Source organism: Pseudomonas sp. CFBP13509, assembly GCF_005233485.1.
GTDB lineage: Bacteria > Pseudomonadota > Gammaproteobacteria > Pseudomonadales > Pseudomonadaceae > Aquipseudomonas > Aquipseudomonas marginalis.
Map to the genome: position 1 here is coordinate 59248 of NZ_QGAA01000002.1, position 23615 is coordinate 82862.

General features: G+C 62.8%; 19 protein-coding genes. 13 read left to right on the forward strand and 6 right to left on the reverse strand.

Features of this window, described 5'->3' with window-relative positions; translation table 11 throughout:
* The gene (locus PspCFBP13509_RS03700) at nucleotides 1-978 is read right to left on the reverse strand and encodes a DUF2333 family protein (protein ID WP_370671257.1); all 978 of its coding nucleotides are present in this window, start codon (nucleotides 976-978) and stop codon (nucleotides 1-3) included.
* A gap of 389 nt (nucleotides 979-1367) precedes the next feature.
* Between PspCFBP13509_RS03700 and PspCFBP13509_RS03705 the strand changes: the two genes are divergently transcribed.
* From PspCFBP13509_RS03705 to PspCFBP13509_RS03770, 13 genes are all read left to right on the forward strand, one after another.
* Nucleotides 1368-3038 (forward strand): response regulator, encoded by a 1671-nt coding sequence (locus PspCFBP13509_RS03705; RefSeq protein ID WP_074848656.1) that lies wholly within the window; start codon nucleotides 1368-1370, stop codon nucleotides 3036-3038.
* 53 nt (nucleotides 3039-3091) lie between these two features.
* On the forward strand, nucleotides 3092-5053 hold the full coding sequence (locus tag PspCFBP13509_RS03710) for a methyl-accepting chemotaxis protein (protein ID WP_074848654.1): 1962 nt from the start codon (nucleotides 3092-3094) through the stop codon (nucleotides 5051-5053).
* A 246-nt stretch (nucleotides 5054-5299) separates the two neighbouring features.
* A complete protein-coding gene (gene aroQ / locus PspCFBP13509_RS03715; RefSeq protein ID WP_137211579.1) occupies nucleotides 5300-5755 on the forward strand; it encodes a type II 3-dehydroquinate dehydratase in 456 nt (151 codons plus the stop codon).
* Between the two features lie 24 nt (nucleotides 5756-5779).
* Complete coding sequence (gene accB, locus PspCFBP13509_RS03720) at nucleotides 5780-6250, forward strand: acetyl-CoA carboxylase biotin carboxyl carrier protein (protein ID WP_137211580.1); 471 nt, start codon at nucleotides 5780-5782, stop codon at nucleotides 6248-6250.
* A gap of 17 nt (nucleotides 6251-6267) precedes the next feature.
* The gene (gene accC, locus PspCFBP13509_RS03725) at nucleotides 6268-7629 is read left to right on the forward strand and encodes an acetyl-CoA carboxylase biotin carboxylase subunit (RefSeq protein WP_027607998.1); all 1362 of its coding nucleotides are present in this window, start codon (nucleotides 6268-6270) and stop codon (nucleotides 7627-7629) included.
* Between the two features lie 174 nt (nucleotides 7630-7803).
* The gene (prmA, locus tag PspCFBP13509_RS03730; protein ID WP_137211581.1) at nucleotides 7804-8682 is read left to right on the forward strand and encodes a 50S ribosomal protein L11 methyltransferase; all 879 of its coding nucleotides are present in this window, start codon (nucleotides 7804-7806) and stop codon (nucleotides 8680-8682) included.
* 30 nt (nucleotides 8683-8712) lie between these two features.
* Nucleotides 8713-9951, forward strand: coding sequence for a DUF3426 domain-containing protein (locus tag PspCFBP13509_RS03735; protein WP_137211582.1), 1239 nt, complete (start codon nucleotides 8713-8715; stop codon nucleotides 9949-9951).
* A 185-nt stretch (nucleotides 9952-10136) separates the two neighbouring features.
* The gene (gene dusB / locus PspCFBP13509_RS03745) at nucleotides 10137-11150 is read left to right on the forward strand and encodes a tRNA dihydrouridine synthase DusB (protein WP_065925562.1); all 1014 of its coding nucleotides are present in this window, start codon (nucleotides 10137-10139) and stop codon (nucleotides 11148-11150) included.
* A complete protein-coding gene (gene fis, locus PspCFBP13509_RS03750; protein ID WP_002555375.1) occupies nucleotides 11147-11467 on the forward strand; it encodes a DNA-binding transcriptional regulator Fis in 321 nt (106 codons plus the stop codon). The genes dusB and fis overlap by 4 nt, the downstream gene beginning before the upstream one ends.
* An 81-nt stretch (nucleotides 11468-11548) precedes the next feature.
* The gene (gene purH, locus PspCFBP13509_RS03755; RefSeq protein ID WP_065925563.1) at nucleotides 11549-13156 is read left to right on the forward strand and encodes a bifunctional phosphoribosylaminoimidazolecarboxamide formyltransferase/IMP cyclohydrolase; all 1608 of its coding nucleotides are present in this window, start codon (nucleotides 11549-11551) and stop codon (nucleotides 13154-13156) included.
* A gap of 171 nt (nucleotides 13157-13327) precedes the next feature.
* Nucleotides 13328-14620: a phosphoribosylamine--glycine ligase gene (gene purD / locus PspCFBP13509_RS03760; protein ID WP_065925564.1), complete on the forward strand. Its 1293-nt coding sequence runs from the start codon at nucleotides 13328-13330 to the stop codon at nucleotides 14618-14620.
* A 102-nt stretch (nucleotides 14621-14722) separates the two neighbouring features.
* A complete protein-coding gene (locus PspCFBP13509_RS03765) occupies nucleotides 14723-17494 on the forward strand; it encodes a hybrid sensor histidine kinase/response regulator (RefSeq protein WP_027607753.1) in 2772 nt (923 codons plus the stop codon).
* Between the two features lie 147 nt (nucleotides 17495-17641).
* Entirely contained in the window at nucleotides 17642-18238 is a 597-nt protein-coding gene (locus tag PspCFBP13509_RS03770; protein ID WP_003217330.1) for a MarC family protein, read from the forward strand.
* Here the strand turns inward: PspCFBP13509_RS03770 and PspCFBP13509_RS03775 are convergent.
* From PspCFBP13509_RS03775 to cobG, 5 genes are all read right to left on the reverse strand, one after another.
* Nucleotides 18235-19014, reverse strand: a complete 780-nt coding sequence (locus tag PspCFBP13509_RS03775) for a hypothetical protein (RefSeq protein ID WP_065925566.1) — start codon at nucleotides 19012-19014, stop codon at nucleotides 18235-18237. The genes PspCFBP13509_RS03770 and PspCFBP13509_RS03775 overlap by 4 nt on opposite strands.
* A gap of 237 nt (nucleotides 19015-19251) precedes the next feature.
* Nucleotides 19252-20889: a precorrin-3B C(17)-methyltransferase gene (gene cobJ / locus PspCFBP13509_RS03780; protein WP_137211583.1), complete on the reverse strand. Its 1638-nt coding sequence runs from the start codon at nucleotides 20887-20889 to the stop codon at nucleotides 19252-19254.
* Nucleotides 20889-21620 carry a precorrin-2 C(20)-methyltransferase gene (locus tag PspCFBP13509_RS03785; protein WP_137211584.1) on the reverse strand — a complete coding sequence of 244 codons (732 nt, stop codon included), beginning with the start codon at nucleotides 21618-21620 and terminating at the stop codon, nucleotides 20889-20891. Before PspCFBP13509_RS03785 ends, cobJ begins: the two co-directional genes overlap by 1 nt.
* Nucleotides 21620-22246: a precorrin-8X methylmutase gene (locus PspCFBP13509_RS03790; protein WP_065925569.1), complete on the reverse strand. Its 627-nt coding sequence runs from the start codon at nucleotides 22244-22246 to the stop codon at nucleotides 21620-21622. The genes PspCFBP13509_RS03785 and PspCFBP13509_RS03790 overlap by 1 nt, the downstream gene beginning before the upstream one ends.
* Nucleotides 22239-23585: a precorrin-3B synthase gene (gene cobG, locus PspCFBP13509_RS03795; RefSeq protein ID WP_137211585.1), complete on the reverse strand. Its 1347-nt coding sequence runs from the start codon at nucleotides 23583-23585 to the stop codon at nucleotides 22239-22241. Before cobG ends, PspCFBP13509_RS03790 begins: the two co-directional genes overlap by 8 nt.
* Between the last annotated feature and the right edge of the window lie 30 nt (nucleotides 23586-23615).

Consider the following 23615-nt stretch of genomic DNA (forward strand, 5'->3'; position numbering starts at 1 on the left):
TCAACCCTGGTTGAGCAGTTGACGCAAATCGATCACCGCCGCGTTGGCCCGGGAAATGTAGTTGGCCATGACCAGCGAATGGTTAGCCAACACGCCGAAACCGCTGCCGTTGAGGATCATCGGGCTCCAGACCGGCTCTTGCGAAGCCTCCAGCTCACGAATGATCTGACGCACGCTGACGGTGGCGTTTTTCTTGGCCAGCACGTCGGCAAAGTCGACTTCGATGGCACGCAACAGGTGGGACAGCGCCCAGGCCTGGCCACGGGCCTCGTAGAACACGTTATCGATCTGCATCCAAGGGGTTTCCACCACTTCTTCGTCGACCTGCGGCACTTCACCCGGCGCCAGGGCTTCGGTTTTCAGTGCGGTGTTCAATTTGACCCGGCCCACGCTGGCCGACAGGCGTTGCGACAGCGAGCCCAGGCGGGTGGCCACATCGCCCAGCCAGTTGTTCAGGTTGTCGGCGCGGGCATAGAACAAGGCGCCACGCTGATTCGGGTCGGACAGGCGTGCTTCATAGCGGTTCAGGGAGTTGATGCCCTCCTGGTACTCCGACTCACTGGACGGCAGCACCCAGCTCTTGTTGTCGAAGTTGAAACGCGGCTCGGCCTTGGCCAGATCGGCGTCTTCGGCCGACTGCGACTGGGAGCGGGCGAAGTCTTTACGCAAGGCGCGGGTCAGGTCGCGCACCTGCACCAGCACGCCGTATTCCCAGCTGGGCATGTTGTCCATCCACAGGCCCGGCGGGAAACGGTCGTTGGAAATATAGCCACCGGGCTTGTTCAACAACGTGCCAACCACGGTCTTGAGGGTTTCGACGGTGGTATAGCCCACCACCATCTGCTTGCCTTCCTTCTCGGCGGCAAGCTGCGCATTCTGCTGGACCGGGAACAGCGCCGGCTCTTCGCTCCAGTACCAGCCCAGGGCGCCGGTGACCAACAGATACAGGCCGAGCACGCTGAGCACGGCTCGGCTCATCAGCAAGGTACGAAAATAGCTGCGGTTGGCCGACTTGGGCTCAGGGGCAGGGCCTTTGGCACTGCCCGCACGGTTTTTCCAGTCCAGCATGGCGATATCCTTTCAATCACTTGAGTTCATGCACTTGAATTGAGGGCGTGCGTTCAAACACTCCGACCACAACCCTACCCCATCGTGCCCGCCCATGCGGGGCTTTTCACCAAACGTGCATACGGCAAGCATTCGACTATAAAGGATGCACGCTTTTTAAGCTGCGCGACCGTCAGGTCACCAACTGAATATCAGGGACACGCAGTTAATTGACATATGACACTCATCCCATTGGAAAGAGGTGCTAGCATAGAGCCATCAGTTCGACCTCAGCATGCACCCTCACTAGTAGTCAGGATATGACCGAGCCAGAAGACCCCAGCCGTGAGCGTCTCAAGCAGCATTTTGCCCAGCGGGTAATTCATCAGGCACGTCAAATTCTTGAGATCTGGCAGCGCCTGCAACGCAGCGAATGGTCAGGCGCCGACCTCTCCGAACTCAGCGAGGCCAACCTGCGCCTGCAACGCTTCGCCGAGCGCTTCGAACAACCCGAACACGGCCAACTGGCCCGGCACATCGGCGAATCGCTCAAGGCCGTCGACGAAAACCGCGGACGCCTGAGCAGCCACCTGATCACCGAACTCAACCGCTTGATGCAGCGCCTGTCCCGCACCGGCCTGCGCCAGGGCGACCAACTGGAACAAACCTTCCTGCCGCCGATGCGCAAGCCGATCTACGTGATGCTGGCCGATCACGACCGCGCCGAGCGCCTGGCCAAGCAGCTGGAATTCTTTGGCATGAGCGCCCAATCCCTGGACAGCGTCGCGGCGTTTCGCGCGTCCCTGGCCGAGCGCCTGCCGTCGGCGATCGTGATGGACGTGGATTTCTGCGGCGCCGGCCTGGGCCTCAAGCTCGCCGCCGAAGCCCAGGAAGGCCTGGAGCATAAACTGCCGCTGTTGTTTTTCAGCCTGCACGAAACCGACACCCCTACTCGCCTCGCCGCCGTGCGCGCCGGCGGCCAGGAATTCCTCACCGGCACGCTGGAAGCCTCCAGCCTGCTGGAAAAGATCGAAGTACTGACCTGCGTCGCCCAGTACGAACCGTACAAAGTGCTGATCATCGATGACTCGCGGGCCCAGGCGCTGCACACCGAGCGCTTGCTCAACAGTGCCGGCATCGTCACCCGCACCTTGATCGAGCCGATCCAGGCCATGGCCGAGCTGGCAGACTTCCAGCCCGACCTGATCATCCTCGACATGTACATGCCGGCCTGTACCGGCACCGAACTGGCCAAGGTCATTCGCCACAATGACCGTTACGTCAGTGTGCCGATCATCTACCTGTCGGCCGAAGACGACCTGGACAAGCAGCTGGACGCCATGAGCGAAGGCGGCGACGACTTCCTCACCAAACCGATCAAGCCGCGCCACCTGATCACCACGGTGCGCAACCGCGCCGCCCGTGCGCGCAACCTCAAGGCGCGGATGGTGCGCGACAGCCTGACCGGGTTGTACAACCACACCCATATCCTGCAATTGCTTGAAGACTGCAGTTTCCGCGCGCGCCGCGAGAACAAGCCGTTGAGCTTTGCCATGCTCGACATCGATCACTTCAAGCGGGTCAATGACAGCCACGGCCACCCCATGGGCGACCGCGTGATCAAGAGCCTGGCGCTGTTTCTCAAGCAACGCCTGCGCAAGACCGACTACATCGGCCGCTACGGCGGTGAAGAATTCGCCATCGTGATGCCCGACACCGACCTGGAATCGGCCTGCAAGGTACTGGATGAAATTCGTGGGCGCTTTGCCGAGATTCACTACCCGGCGCAGCCGCAGGATTTGTGGTGCACCTTCAGCGCCGGGGTGGTGGAGCTGTGTGACGGCTCCGACAGCCTGATGATGGCCGCCCAGGCCGACGAGGCGCTGTACCGCGCCAAGGATGCCGGGCGTAACCGCGTGCAAGCGGCGCGCACGTCAAAGCAAAGTGCCACCTTTTCACCAGAATCCACTGATTCCGTCATAACCCTGTAATGAAAACGCAATAACTTCAGGCACTTACCTTTTGCTGTCGGTTGATACCCCGCATGCGCCTGAAGCTGCTGACCAATCTCAATACCCTCCTGCTGGTGGCCGTGTGCCTGGCACTTGGAGCGACGCTGTGGTGGTCGCAACGGGCGCTGGAACGGCCTTATTTGCTGATGGAGCGCTACCTCGGCCTGTCACAGACCTTCCAGAACCAGGCCGCACGCAATATCGACGACTATCTGGGCAGCGGTGATGCATTGCGCTTGAGCAGCGCCAGCCAGAGCCTGGAAAGCCTGTTGCAGCACCTGGATGAACTGCCCGCCGACCTCGCGCAGAACCTGCGCCCCAGCCTTGCGGACCTGAATGCCTTCAGCAAGACCGACCTGCTGGCGGCCGGTAAGTTGGCAGGTGACCCACAAGCCCTGTTGCTGCAGGCCGAGCGGGAGCTGGGCGCCAACCTGGAGCAGTTGAGCCAGTACGCCAAGGGCGTCAACAGCGCCGAGGCCGCGCGCTACCTGCCGCCGCTGCTGGCGGCCTCACAGCACCTGGGCAAGCTGTCCCTGGCTCGCGACAAACTGGTGAGCAGCGGCCGCGCGGAACTGGCGGACGATGTGGAACGCGAAGTCAGCAATATGCGCAGCCAGGCCGACCTGCTGGAGCAACTGCCATTACTCGGGGTAAAGGCCAGCGCAGAATCCAACACCGATGACTTTTCGGCCTTGATGGGCCTGGAAAACAGCGCAAAAACCGAAGCCCAGGACACCGGCGTCGACCTCAAGCGCGAACTCAACGGCCTGCTGGCCCGCTACCCCGCCGAACTCAAGCGCACCCGCACACAGATCCAGCAACGCGCCGACCTGGCCGCTGCCACCCATTTGAAAATCGCCGCCGTTCAACAGGCCATCGCCGGCCTGGAGCCGGTGGTGCGCGCGCAACACGGCAAGATCCAGGGCGAAGTGCGGCTGATGCAAGGGGTGATGATCGGCCTGATTCTGCTGATCGCCCTGTTGATCGACACCCTGCAGCGGCGCCTGGCGCGGGTGCTGACCAACCTGGCCCCCGCCTTGTCGACCTGGGGCGAGGGCAACTTCAGCCAACCGATCACCTTGGGCAAGACCAACCGCGAACTGCGCGACATCGAAGCGTCCCTCAACCGTTTACGCGCCTATCTGGTGGATCTGGTGGGTACCATCCGTGGCAATGCCGAAGAAGTGGCCGGCAGCAGCCGCGCCCTGGCCGAACTGAGCAGTGGCCTGCACGACGGCGCCGAGCGCCAGGCCGGGGATACTGCGCAGATTCGTGACTCCCTGGGCGAACTGGAAGCCACCATCCAGCAAGTCGCCGGTGATGCCAGCCAGGCGGCCGGCGCCAGTCGCAGCGCGGGCCAGGCGGTCGAGCAAGGCCAGCGCGTGATCGGCCTGAGCCTGACCGGCCTGCACGCGCTGGTGGGTGAAGTGCAGCAAAATGCGCAGATGATCGAAAAACTTGCCGAGGAGTCCGCCACCATTGGCGGCGTATTGACCGTGATTCGCTCGATTGCCGACCAGACCAACCTGCTGGCGCTCAACGCCGCCATCGAAGCCGCACGCGCCGGTGAGGCCGGGCGCGGCTTTGCCGTAGTCGCTGACGAAGTGCGCACCCTGGCCCAACGCACCGCTGGCGCCACCGCCGAAATCCAGGGCTTGATCACCGGCCTGCAAACCGCTGCGCACCAATCGGTGCAGGGCATGCGCGCCCAGGTTGAACACGCCGAGGCTACCGCCCAGCAAGCCCAGGCTGCGGATGGCGCGCTGGATGAAATCGTCGGCGCGATCCAGACCATTTCCGACACCGCCGTGCGGATTGCCGATGTAACGGCGCAGCAAAGTGGCGCCGTGAGTGAGATTCGCGACAACAGCGAGCGGATTCATCAGCTCGGCGAGGATAATTTGCTGCGCATCGGCCAGGGCCGCAGCCAGGGTGAGCATTTGCTGGTGCTGGGTGGGCAGCTCAATACGGCTGTGCAGGCGTTCCGTGTCTGACCGACCCCATGAAGATCCAAAATCAAATGAAGATCAAAATGTGGGAGGGGGCTTGCTCCCTCCCACATTTGATCTCCACGGGATTCAAGGGCGTATTACCCATGACCGGATCCCGACCCCCAGTCACAAATTTTGCGCAATCCTCGCTAATCGTGCCGCCTACTGCATAGAACTGGACAGTCACAAAGGCTTTGCGGCATAGTCGCCGGGTTCTGCCTTGCCCACATCAATAACAAGGAACAGCCGATGGCGACCTTACTGGTTCTTCACGGACCCAACCTGAACCTGCTCGGCACCCGTGAACCGGGCGTCTACGGGGCAGTGACCCTCGATCAGATCAACCTTGACCTGGAACGACGGGCACGTGAAACCGGCCACCATCTGCTCTACCTGCAAAGCAATGCCGAGTATGAATTGATTGATCGCATCCATGCCGCCCGTAGCGAAGGTGTGGACTTTATCCTGATCAATCCCGCCGCTTTTACGCACACAAGCGTTGCATTACGTGACGCGCTGCTGGCGGTGAGCATCCCATTCATCGAAGTGCATTTATCGAACGTGCACAAACGTGAACCTTTCCGCCATCACTCTTACTTCTCCGACGTTGCGGTAGGAGTGATCTGCGGCCTTGGCGCCAGCGGTTACCGACTGGCCCTGGAGGCCGCCCTGGAACAGCTTGAACAACCGGCCAAGCGCCCCTGACCGACCCTTGGGAGTTGATGATTCATGGATATCCGTAAAGTTAAGAAACTGATCGAACTGCTGGAAGAATCCGGTATCGACGAGCTGGAAATCAAGGAAGGCGAAGAGTCCGTACGGATCAGCCGCCACAGCAAGACCCCGGCCCAACAGTTCTACGCACCACAGATGCAAGCACCGGCACCGGCTGCTGCTCCGGCCGCCGCGCCTGCTGCCGCCGCCGCACCTGCCGTACCTGCCGCACCTGCAGCCCCTGCGCTGAACGGTTTCGTGGTCAAGTCGCCAATGGTCGGTACGTTCTACCGCACCCCGGCACCGACCTCGCCAGCCTTCGTTGAAGTAGGCAAGACCGTGAAAGTGGGCGACACCATCTGCATCGTTGAAGCGATGAAGATGATGAACCACATCACGGCCGAAAAAGCCGGCGTCATCGAATCCATCCTGGTAGAAAACGGTCAGCCGGTTGAGTACGACCAGCCGCTGTTCACCATCGTTTGAACCGCGGAGCGCCTTCGATGTTGAAACCTGCGAAGAAACTGCAAAAAGTCCTGATCGCCAACCGCGGCGAGATCGCGCTGCGTATCCTGCGCGCCTGTAAGGAAGAGGGCATCAAGACCGTCGCTGTTTACTCGACGGCCGATACCGAATTGATGCACGTGAAACTGGCGGACGAGAGCATCTGCATCGGCCCGCCACTGGCCACGAACTCGTACCTGAAAGTCTCGAACATCATCGCCGCCGCTGAAGTGACCGGCGCTGATGGCATCCACCCGGGCTACGGCTTCCTCGCGGAAAACGCCGATTTCGCCGAACAGGTGGAAAAATCCGGGTTTGCCTTCATCGGCCCGAAAGCCGAAACCATTCGCCTGATGGGCGACAAGGTCTCGGCCAAGGACGCCATGATCGCCGCCGGCGTGCCAACCGTTCCTGGCTCCGACGGCCCACTGCCTGAAGACGAGGAAACCGCACTGCGCATTGGTCGCGAAGTCGGCTACCCGGTGATCATCAAGGCCGCCGGTGGCGGTGGTGGTCGCGGCATGCGCGTGGTGCATAAGGAAGAAGAGCTGATCGAAGCGGCCAAGCAGACTCGCTCCGAAGCGGCTGCCTGGTTCGGCAACCCGATGGTCTACCTGGAGAAGTACCTGACCAACCCACGTCACGTGGAAGTGCAGGTACTGTCCGACGGCCAGGGCCACGCCATCCACCTGGGCGATCGCGATTGCTCGCTGCAACGTCGTCACCAGAAGGTGTTGGAAGAAGCCCCGGCACCGGGCCTGGATGAAAAAGCGCGTCAGGAAGTCCTGGCTCGCTGCGTCAAGGCGTGCATCGACATCAACTACCGTGGCGCCGGTACCTTTGAGTTCCTCTACGAGAACGGCCGTTTCTACTTCATCGAGATGAACACTCGCGTGCAGGTAGAGCATCCGGTGTCGGAGATGGTCACCGGTATCGACATCGTCAAGGAGATGCTCAGCATCGCCGCCGGCAACGTGCTGTCCTTCACCCAGGACGACGTGAAGATCCACGGTCACTCCCTGGAGTGCCGGATCAACGCCGAAGACCCGAAGACCTTTATCCCAAGCCCTGGCCTGGTCAAGCATTTCCACGCGCCCGGCGGCAACGGCGTACGTGTGGATTCGCACCTGTACAGCGGCTACAAGGTTCCGTCCAACTACGACTCGCTGATCGGCAAGCTGATCACCTGGGGCGCGACCCGCGACGAGGCCATGGCCCGTATGCGCAATGCCCTGGACGAAATCGTGGTCGACGGCATCAAGACCAACATCCCGCTGCACCGGGACCTGGTTCGTGATGAAGGCTTCTGCGAAGGTGGTGTGAACATTCACTACCTGGAACACAAGCTGGCCAACCAGTAAGTGTTCCACCCAACAAAGCCGCCTTCGGGCGGCTTTGTTGTTTCTGCACACCGCCCCTCCCACATTTGGTCCGCATTCACTCAGTAATGTCGTCTTATGCTGTTCGCTCGCGTAAACTTGCGCGCTTTCGCAGCCTACCCCGCTGCACACTCATTTTTTTCAAAGGTGCCCGCCATGCCTTGGCTGCAAGTCCGTCTCGCCATCAGCCCAGAACAAGCCGAAACCTACGAAGACGCGTTCCTCGAAGTGGGCGCCGTCTCGGTGACCTTCATGGACGCCGAAGACCAGCCGATCTTCGAACCCGAGCTGAATACCACCCCGCTGTGGTCCCACACCCATCTGCTGGCCCTGTTCGAAGACGGCACCGATGCCCCCGCCGTACTGGCCCATATGGAATTGCTCACCGGCAGCCCGTTGCCCGAGCATCACAGCGAAATCATCGAAGACCAGGACTGGGAACGCAGCTGGATGGACAACTTCCAGCCGATGCGCTTCGGCCAACGCCTGTGGATCGTGCCGAGCTGGCATGCCGCCCCGGAGCCGAACGCGGTCAACCTGCTGCTGGATCCGGGCCTCGCATTCGGCACTGGCACCCACCCCACCACCGCGCTGTGCCTGGAGTGGCTGGACGGCCAGGACCTGACGGACAGCCACGTGCTGGATTTCGGCTGCGGCTCGGGGATCCTGGCGATTGCCGCCCTGTTGCTGGGCGCCAAGGAAGCCGTGGGCACCGACATCGACGTGCAGGCCCTGGAAGCGTCCCGCGATAACGCCGGGCGCAACAACATTCCTGAAGGCAAATTCCCGCTCTACCTGCCGCAGGATTTGCCCCAGGTGCAGGCCGACGTGCTGGTCGCCAATATCCTCGCCGGCCCGCTGGTGTCCCTGGCGCCACAACTGTCGAGCCTGGTCAAGCCGGGCGGGCGCCTGGCGCTGTCGGGCATCCTCGCCGAGCAGGGCGAAGATGTCGCCGCCGCCTACGCCAAGGATTTCGAGCTGGATCCGATCGCTAACCGTGATGGCTGGGTACGCATCAGCGGGCGTCGGCGCTAGAATGAGCGCTTGCCTGAATCGGATGGCCGCATGACCGACAGTTTCGTCACCCAGTGCCCGCATTGCCAAACCCGCTTTCGCGTCAACCACGCCCAATTGAGCGTGGCTCGCGGCGTGGTTCGCTGCGGCTCGTGCCTGCAAGTCTTCAACGCTGCCCGCCAGCTGCTGGAGCAGCGCGCCCAGGCGCCTGCGCCGGAGCAGCCGGCCACGATCGAGCCCGTGCGCGAAGCCGCGCCTGAGCCACAGCGGGCAATCAGCCAGAAGCAGTGGAGTGCCGAAGAGCTGGACCTGGACAACCTGGACCTGGACCAGGAACTGGCCAAGCTTGAACGCCGCGAGATTCAGCACACGCTGCCCGTGGGCGCGGAACGCCGCCAGCCCGGTGCCGACCGTCGGCAGAAAGAAGACGCTCTCAGCGCCAGCCGCGAAACCGTCAAGGCCGAAGAAGAAAAATGGGCCGCCAGCCTGTTCAGCGAACCGCCTGGAGAACGCGCCAACGCTTCCGAAGACGAACCTGAACCGGCCAAAGCCCCTGCGACCAGGCAGCGCACCGAGCCCTCCATGTCGTTGCACCTCGACGATGAGCCTGCGCTGCGCTCAACCCCGGAAGATGAACACTCCGACCCGCCGTTCACGCCCCTGACAGCGGCAGCGGATGAAGCGGAGCCCGAAGAGCGTGTGCAATCCCATCGCAAGCGCCCACGCCCCGAGGCCGGCGTCCATGACGACCTGCTCCAGGACCTGGAAGACGACCCTCTGCACCTGTACGCGCAAAAACGCCCGCAGGGCCTGGGCCGTCGCCTGATCTGGATACTGCTGGTACTGATCGCCGCCGCCGGCCTGGCTGCGCAGTACATTGCCTATCAGTTCGACGATCTGGCCCGCCAGGACGCTTACCGCCCATGGTTCCAGCAACTGTGCCCCACACTGGGCTGCACGGTGCCGTCGCGGGTCGATATCGCCCATATCAAGAGCAGTAACCTGGTGGTACGCAGCCACCCGGAGTTCGCCGGGGCGCTGGTGGTGGATGCGATCATCTATAACCGCGCGACGTTCTCCCAGCCCTTTCCGCTGCTGGAACTGCGTTTCGCCGACCTCAACGGCAACCTGATTGCCAGTCGTCGCTTCAAGCCCGCCGAATACCTGAGCGGCGAGTTGGCCGGGGTGAGCGAAATGCCATCACAAACCCCGATCCATATCTCCCTGGATATCCTCGATCCGGGCAATAAAGCCGTGAATTACAGCCTGAGCTTCCACTCGCCCGAGTGAATCGGCCTACGCACCGTCGCTTGACGGTGGAGTATTGACTGGGCCCCGCCCATCCAAACCGGCGGCGATAAAGAAATAACTGTTCAGATTTTATCCAATTCAGCCTTTATCCAGTCATCGAGAGCGGGTATCATGCCAACCCTTTTTCGAACTCTAATGATCCGGCCCCACAACAGGGAAGTCCTATGTCGGCGGTACGCATCGGCCCATATACATTGCAGAATGGCTTGATTCTCGCCCCGATGGCGGGCGTCACCGACCAGCCCTTTCGTCAGCTGTGCAAGCGTTTGGGCGCGGGTCTAGTAGTCTCGGAAATGGTCACCAGCGACATGAGCTTGTGGAACACCCGCAAATCGCGGATGCGCATGATCCACGAAGGTGATCCCGAGCCCCGCTCGGTCCAGATCGCCGGGGGTGATGCGCAGATGCTGGCGGATGCGGCCCGGGCCAACGTGGCGTTGGGCGCACAGATCATCGATATCAACATGGGCTGCCCGGCCAAGAAGGTCTGCAACAAGGCCGCCGGTTCCGCGCTGTTGAAAGATGAGCAGTTGGTTGCCGAGATCCTGCAGGCCGTTGTTGCCGCAGTGGATGTGCCGGTGACCCTGAAGATTCGTACCGGTTGGGACCGGGACAACAAGAACGGCCTGACGGTGGCGAAGATCGCCGAACAGGCAGGCATTACAGCGCTGGCGGTGCATGGTCGCACCCGCGCCGACCTTTACACCGGTGAAGCCGAGTACGACACCATCGCCGCGATCAAGCAGGCGGTGTCGATGCCGGTATTTGCCAATGGCGACATCGACTCGGCCGAAAAAGCCCGGCGCGTGCTGCACGCCACCGGTGCCGATGGTGTGTTGATTGGCCGGGCCGCCCAGGGGCGGCCGTGGATTTTTCGTGAGGTCGAGCATTTCCTGCGTACGGGTGAAGTCCTGCCGGCGCCGGAACTGGTCGAGGTGGAACGTATTCTGCTAGAGCATCTGGCTGCACTTCACACCTTCTATGGAGAGGTGATGGGCGTGCGTATTGCTCGCAAGCATGTGGGTTGGTATCTCGCAACCCTGCCAGGCGCCAGGGAGTTTCGCGCCGGGTTCAATCGTTTGGATGAAACGCAAGCACAGGTCACCGCCGTTCGTGAGTTTTTTGCCGAACGAGACAAGAGCCTGAGAGCAGGGGACGGAGAATGGGTGGCCGCATGACGATGATGACCGAGACTTTAGTGAGTGGAACAACACCCGTGAGCGACAACGTCAATTTGAAACAGCACCTCAACACGCCGAGCGAAGAAGGCCAGACCCTTCGCGGGAGTGTCGAGAAGGCGCTGCATAATTATTTCGCCCACCTTGAGGGCGCTTCCGTCACGGACGTGTACAACCTGGTGCTCTCCGAAGTCGAGGCGCCCCTGCTCGAAAGCGTGATGAACTACGTCAAGGGCAACCAGACCAAAGCCAGTGAGCTGCTGGGCCTCAACCGTGGCACCTTGCGCAAAAAGCTCAAGCAATACGATTTGCTGTAAGCATTCAATCAAACCAGAAAGGCGCCCGCGTAAAACCGGTCGCCTTTTTTGCTGACTCCTTTGCTTTTGATGGAAATTGAAATGACCGACCAGACTACCCGCCTGCCGATCCGCCGCGCCTTGATCAGTGTCTCCGACAAGACCGGGATCCTCGAATTTGCCCGGGAGCTGGAAGCCCTGGGCGTGGAAATCCTCTCCACGGGCGGGACCTTCAAGCTGCTGCAGGACAACGGCGTGGCCGCAGTGGAAGTGGCGGACTACACCGGTTTCGCAGAAATGATGGACGGTCGCGTCAAGACCCTGCACCCGAAAATCCACGGCGGCATCCTCGGCCGTCGCGGCATCGACGACGCCATCATGACCGAGCATGGCATCAAGCCGATCGACCTGGTGGCCGTCAACCTCTACCCGTTCGAAGCCACCATCAACAAGCCGGGCTGCGACCTGCCGACCGCCATCGAAAACATCGATATCGGCGGCCCGACCATGGTTCGCTCGGCGGCCAAGAACCACAAAGACGTGGCCATCGTGGTCAACGCCAGCGACTACGCCCACGTGCTGGAAAGCCTGAAAGCCGGCGGCCTGAGCTACGCCCAGCGTTTCGACCTGATGCTCAAGGCGTTCGAACACACCGCCGCCTATGACGGCATGATCGCCAACTACATGGGCACCGTGAACCAGGCCGCCGAAACCCTGAGCACAGAAGGCCGCAGCCAGTTCCCGCGCACCTTCAACAGCCAGTTCATCAAGGCCCAGGAAATGCGCTACGGCGAGAACCCGCACCAGAGCGCGGCGTTCTACGTGGAGGCCAAGCCTGCCGAAGTGGGCATCGCCACTGCGACCCAACTGCAAGGCAAAGAACTGTCCTACAACAACGTGGCCGACACCGACGCCGCGCTGGAATGCGTGAAGAGCTTCGTCAAGCCGGCCTGCGTGATCGTCAAGCACGCCAACCCGTGCGGCGTGGCCGTGAGCCCGGACGCTGAGGGCGGCATCCGCCAGGCGTACGAACTGGCCTACGCCACCGACACCGAATCGGCCTTCGGCGGCATCATCGCCTTCAACCGTGAACTGGATGCAGAGACGGCCAAGGCCATCGTCGAGCGTCAGTTCGTCGAAGTGATCATCGCCCCTTCCGTGAGCGAAGAAGCCCGCGCCATCGTGGCCGCCAAAGCCAACGTGCGCCTGCTGGCCTGCGGCGAGTGGTCGGCTGAACGTGCCGCTGCCTGGGACTACAAGCGCGTCAACGGCGGCCTGCTGGTACAGAGCCGCGACATCGGCATGATCGGCAGCGCAGACCTCAAGGTAGTGACCAAGCGCGCCCCGACCGAGCAAGAGATCAACGACCTGATCTTCGCCTGGAAAGTGGCCAAGTACGTTAAATCCAACGCCATCGTCTACGCCAAGAACCGCCAGACCATCGGTGTCGGCGCAGGCCAGATGAGCCGCGTGAATTCGGCGCGTATCGCCGCGATCAAGGCCGAGCATGCCGGTCTGCAGGTGGCCGGCTCGGTGATGGCGTCGGATGCATTCTTCCCGTTCCGTGATGGCCTGGACAACGCCGCGAAAGCCGGCGTGACTGCCGTGATCCAACCGGGTGGCTCAATGCGTGATGCCGAGGTGATCGCCGCTGCTGATGAAGCCGGCATTGCCATGGTCTTCACCGGCATGCGCCACTTCCGTCACTGATCCAAATGTGGGAGGGGCTTTTTGTGGTGAGCGGGCTTGCCCCGCGCTGAGCTGCGCAGCAGCCCCACTGGATCTCCAGTGAACACAGCGGGGGGCAAGCCCCCTCACCACAAAAGCCCTCCCACATTTAAAAGCGCTCCAGCGGCGCCTACAGAATTTGAGGTTTTTGAAATGAATGTTTTGATCATTGGCAGCGGTGGCCGTGAACACGCCCTGGCCTGGAAAGTTGCCCAGGACCCACGGGTCCAGAAAGTCTTCGTCGCCCCCGGCAATGCCGGTACCGCCATCGAAGCCAAGTGCGAAAACGTCGCCATCGACGTACTGGCCCTTGAGCAACTGGCCGACTTCGCCGAGAAAAACGTCTCCCTGACCATCGTCGGTCCGGAAGTGCCATTGGTTGCCGGTGTCGTAGACCTGTTCCGCAGCCGCGGCCTGGATTGCTTCGGCCCAACCGCCGGCGCCGCCCAGCTGGAAGGCTCGAAAGCCTTCACCAAGGATTTCCTGGCGCGCCACAAGATCCCGACGGCCGACTACCAGAACTTCACCGAGATCGAGCCCGCCCTGGCCTACCTGCGTGAAAAAGGTGCGCCGATCGTGATCAAGGCCGACGGCCTGGCCGCCGGTAAAGGCGTGATCGTCGCCATGACCCTGCAGGAAGCCGAAGACGCCGTGCGTGACATGCTCGCCGGTAACGCCTTTGGTGACGCGGGTTCGCGCGTCGTCATCGAGGAATTCCTCGACGGCGAAGAAGCCAGCTTTATCGTGATGGTCGACGGCAAGAACGTGCTGCCGATGGCCACCAGCCAGGACCACAAACGCGTCGGCGACGCCGACACTGGCCCGAACACGGGCGGCATGGGTGCCTACTCCCCTGCCCCGGTGGTGACCGCCGACGTGCACCAGCGCGTGATGGACCTGGTGATCTGGCCGACCGTGCGCGGCATGGCCGATGAAGGCAATGTGTACACCGGCTTCCTCTACGCCGGACTGATGATCGACAAAGCCGGTAACCCGAAAGTCATCGAGTTCAACTGCCGCTTCGGCGACCCGGAAACCCAGCCGGTGATGCTGCGCCTGCAATCGAGCCTGGTGCTGCTGGTGGAAGCCGCGCTGGCCCAGGCCCTGGACAAGGTTGAAGCGCAGTGGGATCCACGTCCGAGCGTCGGCATTGTGCTGGCCGCCGGTGGCTACCCGGCCGACTACGCCAAGGGCGATGTGATTGAAGGCCTGGACGCGGCGGCCACCTTGGAAGGCAAGGTGTTCCATGCGGGCACCGCGCTCAAGGACGGCAAGGTCGTGACCGCCGGAGGCCGTGTGCTGTGCGCCACCGCCATGGGTGCCAGCGTCGACGCCGCACAGCAACAGGCGTACAAGCTGGCCGCAAAAATCGACTGGCAAGGCTGCTTCTACCGCACGGACATCGGCTACCGCGCCATTGCCCGTGAACGTGGCGAAAGCCAGTAACGCTAGCTATCCGTTCGGTTAGGCAAGGGCTTCTGGCCCTTGCCGTATACAGGCCTCCCCGCGCATAGTTAACCGTGCATCAACCTACGAAGGGATTTCGCCGTGCGCTGGCTCAGGATCGCCATAGGTTTTACTGTCAGTCTGCTGACGCTGCTCTGCCTGTTCCCGGCCCAGGCCGCCGCGCAAGGCAGTGGCTGGGCAGTATTGCTTGATGAACAGGCCGACCTGCAGCTGAGCGACATCCGTTCCTCGCGCTACACCAATCAATTCAGCCCCATCGAACTGGACCGCATTACCGCCGCGGAACCGGACGGTGCGTTGTGGGTACGTTTCAAGCTGCAACCCGGCAAGCACGAGCAGGTGCTGCGGGTATTCGCCCCGGACCTGGCGCACCTGAGCCTCTATGTGCTGGACGGCGACACCCTGATCGAGCAACAAAGCAGCGGTAACCGCCAGCCCCAGGCGGAACGCCCTCTGCCCAGCAACGACTTCATGCTGCCGATGCCCCAGAGCCAACAGACCCTCGACGTCTACCTGCGCCTGGTTTCCGAGCACGAACTGCGCCCCTATATCACCCTGGAACCGGCCGTGCTGGCCGCCGCCGACCAGACCCAGACATTGATCTACGGCCTGCTGTTCGGCTGCCTGCTGATGCTGATCCTGCACAACCTCACGCGCTTCGCTTACCACCGCTCGCGCAGCAGCCTGTGGCTGGCGGCCTGCGAACTGCTGCTGATGCTCAGCCTGGCGCTGCTGCTCAACCTGGTAGGCCCATGGCTGCCGAACTGGCACGCGGTCCAGACCCCGGGCGCCTACCTGGCCCTGCTGCTGACAGCGCCCTGCGGGCTGATGTTTGCCTATCGCTTCTTCATGCCCCTGGGTCCGCACCCGCTGAACAAGCTGTTGATGGCCGACATCCTGTTTATCGTGCTGTGCGGCCTGCTGCTGTTGTTCGTCAGTACCCTGCCGCTGAACATCATCACCTACGCGCTGGTGGCCCTGGCGGGCCTGAGCATGCTGTTTGTCTCGGCGTATCACTGGCAGAAAGGCTATCGCCCGGCGCGCTTGTTCGTGGCGGGCATGGTGGTGTTCAACATCGGCACGCTGATCATTCTCCCGGCGTTGCTGGGGCTGACGATGGTGTCGCCCCAGGGGTTGATCGTCACATTGCTGGCCTTCATCTGCCTGAGCGGCCTGTTGATGAGCCTGGCCCTGGGCGAGCGCCAGCGCGCGATTGTCGAGGCCCGCTTCAGCCTCAGCCGCGACCTGGCCGCCAGCAATGCCGAGATCGCCGCCAAGGCCGAATTCCTGGCCAAGATCAGCCACGAAATCCGCACCCCCATGAACGGCGTGCTGGGCATGACCGAACTGCTGCTGGGCACGCCACTGTCGGTGAAACAGCGCGACTACGTGCAAACCATCCACAGCGCCGGTAACGAGCTGCTGACATTGATCAACGAGATCCTCGACATCTCCAAGCTCGAATCCGGGCAGATCGAGCTGGATGACGTGCAATTCGACCTCAATGCGCTGATCGAAGACTGCCTGAGCATCTTCCGCGCCAAGGCCGAGCAGCAGAACGTCGAGTTGATCAGCTTCATCCAGCCACAGGTGCCCCGCGTCATCAGCGGCGATCCGACCCGCCTGCGCCAGGCGCTGTTGAGCCTGCTGGAAAACGCCCTGCACAAAACCGACGAAGGCGAAGTGCTGATCGTCGTCGCCCTGGATGACCGCAGCACCAAGCCGCGCCTGCGCATTGCCGTGCAGGACAGCGGCCTGCCAATGGAAGCCGCTGAACGCGAGGCCCTGCTGCACAGCGAACTGCACAGCAAGAACTTCCTCTCGGCCACCCGCTTGAGCGGCCACCTGGGCCTGGTGATCGCGCGCCAGCTGATCCTGTTGATGAACGGTGAGTTCGGCATCAAGAGCGGCAGCCATCAGGGCAGCACGTTATGGCTGACCCTGCCGCTGGACCCGGAACGCCTGGAACACCCCACCTCCGACCTCGACGGCCCGCTCAAAGGCGCGCGCGTGCTGGTGGTGGACGACAACGATACGTGCCGCAAAGTGTTGGTGCAGCAATGCTCGGCCTGGGGCCTGAATGTCAGCGCCGTGCCGTCGGGTAAAGAGGCCTTGGCCTTGCTGCGCACCAAGGCGCACCTGCGCGATTACTTCGATGTGGTGCTGCTGGACCAGAACATGCCCGGCATGACCGGCATGCAACTGGCGGCGAAGATCAAGGAAGACCCGAGCCTGAACCACGACATCCTGCTGATCATGCTCACCGGCATCAGCAATGCGCCGAGCAAGATCATCGCGCGTAACTGCGGGATCAAGCGCATCCTCGCCAAGCCGGTTGCCGGTTACACCCTCAAGACCACCCTGGCCGACGAGTTGACCCAACGCAGCAAAGGTGGCGTGCAGCCCCGTCCGCCCCTCAGCGTCCCGGCGGCGGTGACCGTGCCCAGCGACTTCAGGATCCTGGTGGCCGAAGACAACAGCATCTCCACCAAAGTGATTCGCGGCATGCTCGGCAAGCTCAACCTCGACCCGGATACCGCCAGCAACGGTGAGGAAGCCCTCGAGGCGATGAAGGCCCAGCGTTATGACCTGGTGTTGATGGACTGTGAGATGCCGGTTCTCGATGGTTTCTCGGCTACCCAGCAACTGCGGGCGTGGGAAGTCAGCCACCAGCGCATTCGCACACCCGTGGTAGCGCTCACGGCGCATATCCTCTCGGAGCACAAAGAACGCGCACGCCAGGCGGGGATGGACGGGCACATGGCCAAGCCGGTGGAGTTATCACAATTGCGTGAGCTGGTGGAGTTCTGGGTGGCGCAGCGTCAACAACGGCCTGAACACGCCCCGTCCTGACTTTAAATGCAATTCCAATGTGGGTGGGGGCTTGCTTCAGTCAAGAGCGAACACTGTAACTGACTGGCATTAGGGCGAGCCCCCTCCCACATTTGATCTCTGGCGCCTGATAGACTCTCCACACTTTCCCCGCCTGCGAGCCCCCCCATGCTCCACGTGTTATTCAGCGTTTACCTGAAGATGCTGGTGCTCTACAGCCCGTTCTTCGTGCTGTCCTGCTTTATCAGCCTGACCCGTGGTTATTCGAGCAAAGAGCGGCGGCGCCTGGCCTGGAAAGTAGCGCTGGCGACCCTGGTGTCGAGCGTGTTGCTCTACCTGTTCGGCCGGGTGATCTTCAGCGTGTTCGGCATCACCGTGGATGCCTTTCGCATCGGCGCCGGCAGTGTGCTGTTTATCTCCGCCCTGGGCATGGCCCAGGGCAAGTCGGCCGTGCAGACCGACAATGTGCAGCAGGACGTGACCATCGTGCCGCTGACCATTCCCCTCACGGTCGGCCCCGGCACCATCGGTGCGCTGTTGGTCATGGGCGTCAGCCAACCGCACTGGGATGACAAGATCACGGCCATCCTCAGCATCGCCCTGGCCAGCCTCACGGTCGGTGTGGTGCTGTACCTGTCCAACCGTATCGAACGGATTCTCGGTGACCAGGGCCTGCAGATTGTCAGTCGGTTGATGGGATTGTTCGTGTGTGCCCTCGCCGCGCAAATCATCTTTACCGGGGTGCGCGGCTACCTGGTGCCTTAGATCCGGTATTTGGCAATCGCCGACTGCACCTTGTCGCCCGCGCTCTCGCGCATCAGTTGGAGGGTTTTTTCGTTGACCATCGAGGTATTCAGCACCAGGCAGGTCTGCCCGCTGAAGGCCTCGAACGAGGAACTGTCCCACTCCAGAAACGGCAGCCCAACCTGTTTGTTCACGCCTTGGGTGCTGTACGTCACCAGCACCATCATCAATTCGCCGTCGGTTTCGGCGCAGGATGCCAGGCCGAAATCACCGCCCTGGTGCACCGTACTGTTGCGCTTGAACAGTTCGAAAGAACTCGGTTGCTGCTTCAGTGCCTCCAGCGCATCGGCCGCCAGTTTCGGCAGCGCCGTAACCAGCGGTCCCGAAACCGACACCCCCGCCAGTATCGCGGTGATGATATTCAACGCCGCCAGTTGCACGGTCAGGCCCTTGCCCGACTGTGAGACCCGCTCGAAACTGCTGCGCACCGGTAGCCAGCCCAGGCTGATCATCACCTTGATAAATTCGTCGTACCAGGCCTCGGTACCTCGCTGGATTTTCAATACATCGCTGACGTAGCCGCTGGCCAGCAGATAGCTTTTGCGGATGTATTCCCGGTTCAACCCGGACAACCCCTCGGCAAACGAAATCACGCTGTTGTTGACTACCGCCGCGTTGCAGTCGTCCTCCGTGTCGAGCGGCAATGAGGGCTGCGCACCTCGCGCCCTCGGCAATGTGTAGCGCGCAATCAACTTGCGCCGTTTTGTGTTGTTGATCCTTCTGTGATGTCGCTCCATTTCAGTTCTCCACAAACACCCCGGCTCGGGGCTTGTGTCCACACTAGTCCAGTCAGCGGCGGCTCTTCCATGCCACAAACATCGCTTGCCGGCACGCGGCAAAAAACGCTGCCCAGCAATGACAGGGCGCCCCTCGGGGCCTTCCGGCTTTCGTCACTCAAAAAAGAAAAAGCCCCGAGCAACAGCAGGTGATCACCCATTGTCATTCGGAGCTTTCGTGCAGCCACCCAAGCGTTTTCAGGAGGCAGGCTTTGCACCGTACCAGCGCGGCGTGTACACCCATTCACCGCCATCGGCGCGAGGGAATGTGCAGGTAGTGGATGAGCCGACCAGCACCATGGTGCGCATGTCCACCTGGTCTGGCGTGAGTTGCCCGAGGGTGGTGACGCGCAGGGTCTGGCCGGGGCGACCGATATCGCGACCCAGCACTACCGGGGTCTCAGGCGTGCGGTGTTGCGCGACTATTTCCAGGGCGCGCCCCAGCTGCCAAGGCCGCGAACGCGAAATCGGGTTGTAGAACGCCAGGGCCAGGTCGGCCTGGGACGCGAGGTCCAGGCGCTTTTCGATGATCGACCAGGGCTTGAGGTTGTCCGACAGCGACATCACGCAAAAGTCGTGGCCCAACGGCGCGCCGGCCTGGGCCGCGGTGGCCAGGGAGGCCGAAACCCCCGGCAGGATTTCCAGGTCGACCTGATGCCACGCCGGATCGCCGGACTCGTGCAACGCCTCGATCACCGCCGCCGCCATGGCGAAGACGCCCGGGTCGCCGGACGACACCACCACCACCGAACGCCCCTGGGCGGCCAGCTCGAAGGCGTGGCGGGCGCGCTGCATCTCTTCGCGGTTATCGGTGCAATGCTGTACCTGATCGTCACGGAACGGCCCGGCCATGCGCACATAGGTTTCATAGCCCAGCACATCGGTGCAGCGCGCCAGTTCGGCCTTGACCGCCGGCACCATCAGCTCGGCGGCGCCAGGGCCCAGGCCAATCACGGCAAGGCGGCCACGGCGGCGGCCGACCTGGGCCAGGTCCAGCGGTTGATCAGCCACCTCGATGACAATATCGGCAGCCTGGGTAACGCCGCCAAAGCGCAGCGGCACGCCCAACGCCGACGCGGCTTCGTGCAACGACGGGTCAGCCATCTGCGTATCGCTGGCCAACAGGCACGCCAGGGATTGCACGGCAATGCCCGCCTCGTGCAAGGCCGCGCGCACACGCTCGGCCAACTGCGCACCCGGCTTGCAGGTCACGCACACCGTCTTTGGATAGATCAGCAACTCGTTGGCGGAAGGCACACGCTCGGCACTGCCCACGTGAATGGCTAGATGCGCTTGCTGGTCCTGAGGCAAATTCGCCTGGTCCAACCACGGCGCCGCGCCTTCGATGCGCACGCTTTCGCCGGCCAGCAGGTCGGACACGAAGCGCTTGCCCAGCTCCAGGTCCGCCAGCTCATAACCCGCAGGCGGGTTGAGCAGGCAGGTGCCGAAACGCAACTCGCCACTGGTGGTGATCGCCGCAGTGACACCCAGCGCCGCCGCGATGTCCCGTGCCATGACGTTCACCCCGCCAAGACCACCGAGCAACGGCACCACGGCGCTGCCGTCTTCCGCCACGGCCAGCACGGCGGGTTCTTCGCCTTTCTCCAGCAGCAGCGGCGCCAGGGTGCGGATCACGATGCCGGCGGCACACAGGGCGATCAGCGGCGTGCCCTGCTGGTAGAGCTGACGCAGGGTCGCGCCGAATTCGCCGTAAGGCTGGTCCGCCCCCTCAACCCGCCCGGCCAGGCCGTGGATCAGTGCCCCAGGGTAAACCTGCTGGATCCTGCGCGCGGTGGCCAGGCTACCCTGGCCCAGAATGACAATCGCCGGGTTCATCAACCTTGCCACCTTTCACCCGGCACGATGATCAGCGAGAAGTACGGCGAAGACATCGGCTCCACCTGGTCCAGCGCCACGATTTTCTGGTTGGCCATGGTCGCGCGCTCCACATACAGCGCGCGCTCGGCCAGGCCAAGTTCTTCGAGTACCTGGCGCACCTTGGGGAAGTTGCGCCCCAGCTTCATGATCACCGCCGCGTCAGCATCCGCCAGGCGGCGCTTGAGGTCTTCGTGGGGCAATACGCCCGACAGCACCGACAGGCTCTGGTTGCGATACACCAACGGCGCGCCCAGCACCGAGGCGCCGCCAAGCATCGAGCACACACCGGGGATAACCTGGGCTTCGTAGCGCTCGGCCAAGCGGTCATGCAAATACATATAGGAGCCGTAGAAGAACGGATCGCCTTCACAGATCACCGCCACGTCGCGACCGGCGTCCAGGTGCACGGCCACCTCGACACTGGCGGTGTCGTAGAAGTCGCTGATCACTTGTTCATAGGACAACGGCGCCGGCAGCGCTTCGGTGGTTACCGGGTACACCAGCGGCATCAGGGTTTGTTGCGGCACCAGGTGGTCTTCGATGATGCCGAAGGCGTTACCCTTCTTGCCCTTGGCCACGAAATAGGCCACCACCGGCGATTCGCGCAGCAGGCGCAGGGCCTTGAGGGTAATCAGTTCCGGGTCGCCGGGGCCGACGCCCATGCCGATCAAACGTCCGCGTGCCGGCATTATTCGACCTCCGTGGCGAGCGCATTCACCGCCGCCGCGGCCATGGCACTGCCGCCCAGGCGGCCCTGCATGATCACGAACGGTACGCCACGGCTGTCCGCCGCCAGCATCGCCTTGGATTCGGCAGCGCCGACAAAGCCGACCGGGAAGCCGAGGATCAACGCCGGTTTCGGTGCCCCCGCGTCAAGCATTTCCAGCAGGTAGAACAACGCGGTCGGCGCGTTGCCGATTACCACCACGCTACCTTCCAGGTGCGGACGCCACAGCTCCAGGGCCGCAGCGGAGCGGGTATTGCCCAGCTCCCGCGCCAACTCCGGCACGCTGTCGTCGCGCAGGGTGCAGATCACCGGGTTGTTGGCGGGCAGGCGCGCACGGGTCACGCCTTCGGAGACCATCCGCGCATCACACAGAATCGGCGCGCCAGCGGCCAGCGCATCGCGCCCGGCCTTACCCGCACCTTCGGAGAACTGCAGGCCGTCGATGGCCTCGACCATGCCGCAGGCATGGATCACCCGCACCGCGAGTTTCTCCAGGTCGGCCGGGATACGCTCCAACTTGGCTTCCGCGCGAATAATGGCGAAGGAGTTGCGATAGATCTCCTGACCGTCGCGGATGTAATCAATCATCGGTGTTGCTCCGTGGGCGAGCGCGCAGCAAGGCGCCCGCCGCTTCAATGGAAAGGGTGCGTGCGCGCAGCCGGCCGAAACCGGGGTGGGCTGCATCGCGAAAATACAGGTCGTAGTGGCCGGGGCTCACCGCTAGCAAGGTGACCGGCGCGATATGTGCGGCGGCGCAGGAACGTGGGCAGCCGGACAGGTGCACGTCATGGCCGGGATGCAGCGCGGCCAAGTGCACGGCGTCGGCCTTGGTGTCGGCGAGGGCTTTGGCGCAGCCGCTGGAACCGGTGCAGGCGATCACGCGGGCCAAGGGTTGGTCGACGGTGCAGAGGAAGCCCAGTTGCGCCAGGCGTTGGGTCACGGCGTGAGGTTTTTCGACGTTGGGCAGTAACACACCTTGCCAGGGGGTGAAGCGCAAGGTGCCGTCGCCATATTCGCTGGCGAGCTGCGCCACGCCTGTGAGCATCGTCGAATCCAGGCGCCCCAAGGGTGCGATGGCCGCGACGTAGAATTGATTGCTTTGAGCCTGTGGATAACTCCCGAGGTGCAGCAAAGCGCCGCTGGGCGGGCGTTTGAAGCCATCGGCCGGCAGCAGCGGCAGGCTGAGGCGGCTCAACAACTTATCCACAGCCAGGTGGCGCATGCGGGTTTGTTCCGGGGTGGCGAGGTCAAGAAACGCCTCCAGCACTGCCACCACCAACCCATGACCCTGTGCCAACGGCACGGCGGCCAACGGTGCATCCAATCCTGGACAACCTGCCAGGCCGAACGCAAGGAGCGTCTCGCCATTGCGTACGAACGCCGACAGCCACAGATCATGATGATGCTCGAGCATCGCCAGGGCCTCACCGCCATCCAGTTGCACGGCGAACTTGGCCGACAGCTCATGGAAACGCGGACGGTTTTGCAGGGTGGCGAGGATCTGCTCGGCCAGCGGCCGGGTGTCGAACAGCATCTGCGGGTCGATACCGGCGCTGGGGCTGAGCATCAGGTTGCGCACGTCATCGCCAGCGGCGTTACTCGGGCCCAGATCGGCGGCCAGCAGCATGGCGATCAAGGCGTCTTGCTCGGCACCGATCCCACGTATCTGCAGGTTGGCGCGGTTGGTCGCCTCGATCACCCCGCCCGCATAGGCCTGGGCCGCGTCCGCCACGGCACGGGCCTGGGCGGCGCTGATCGAGCCACCGGCCAGTTTGATCCGGCAGATGCCGCCATCCAACGCCTGGACGATACGCAGCAACCCCGGACAAGCCGAGGGGCGCAAGGTATTCACAGCGGGCGTTGGGTTCACGGGGCTACCGGTTGACGGGTAAAGGCGCGGTATTATGCCTGCTTTGTCCGGCGGCATGAAAAGCCTGCCCGTCGGATGTCGCTCAAG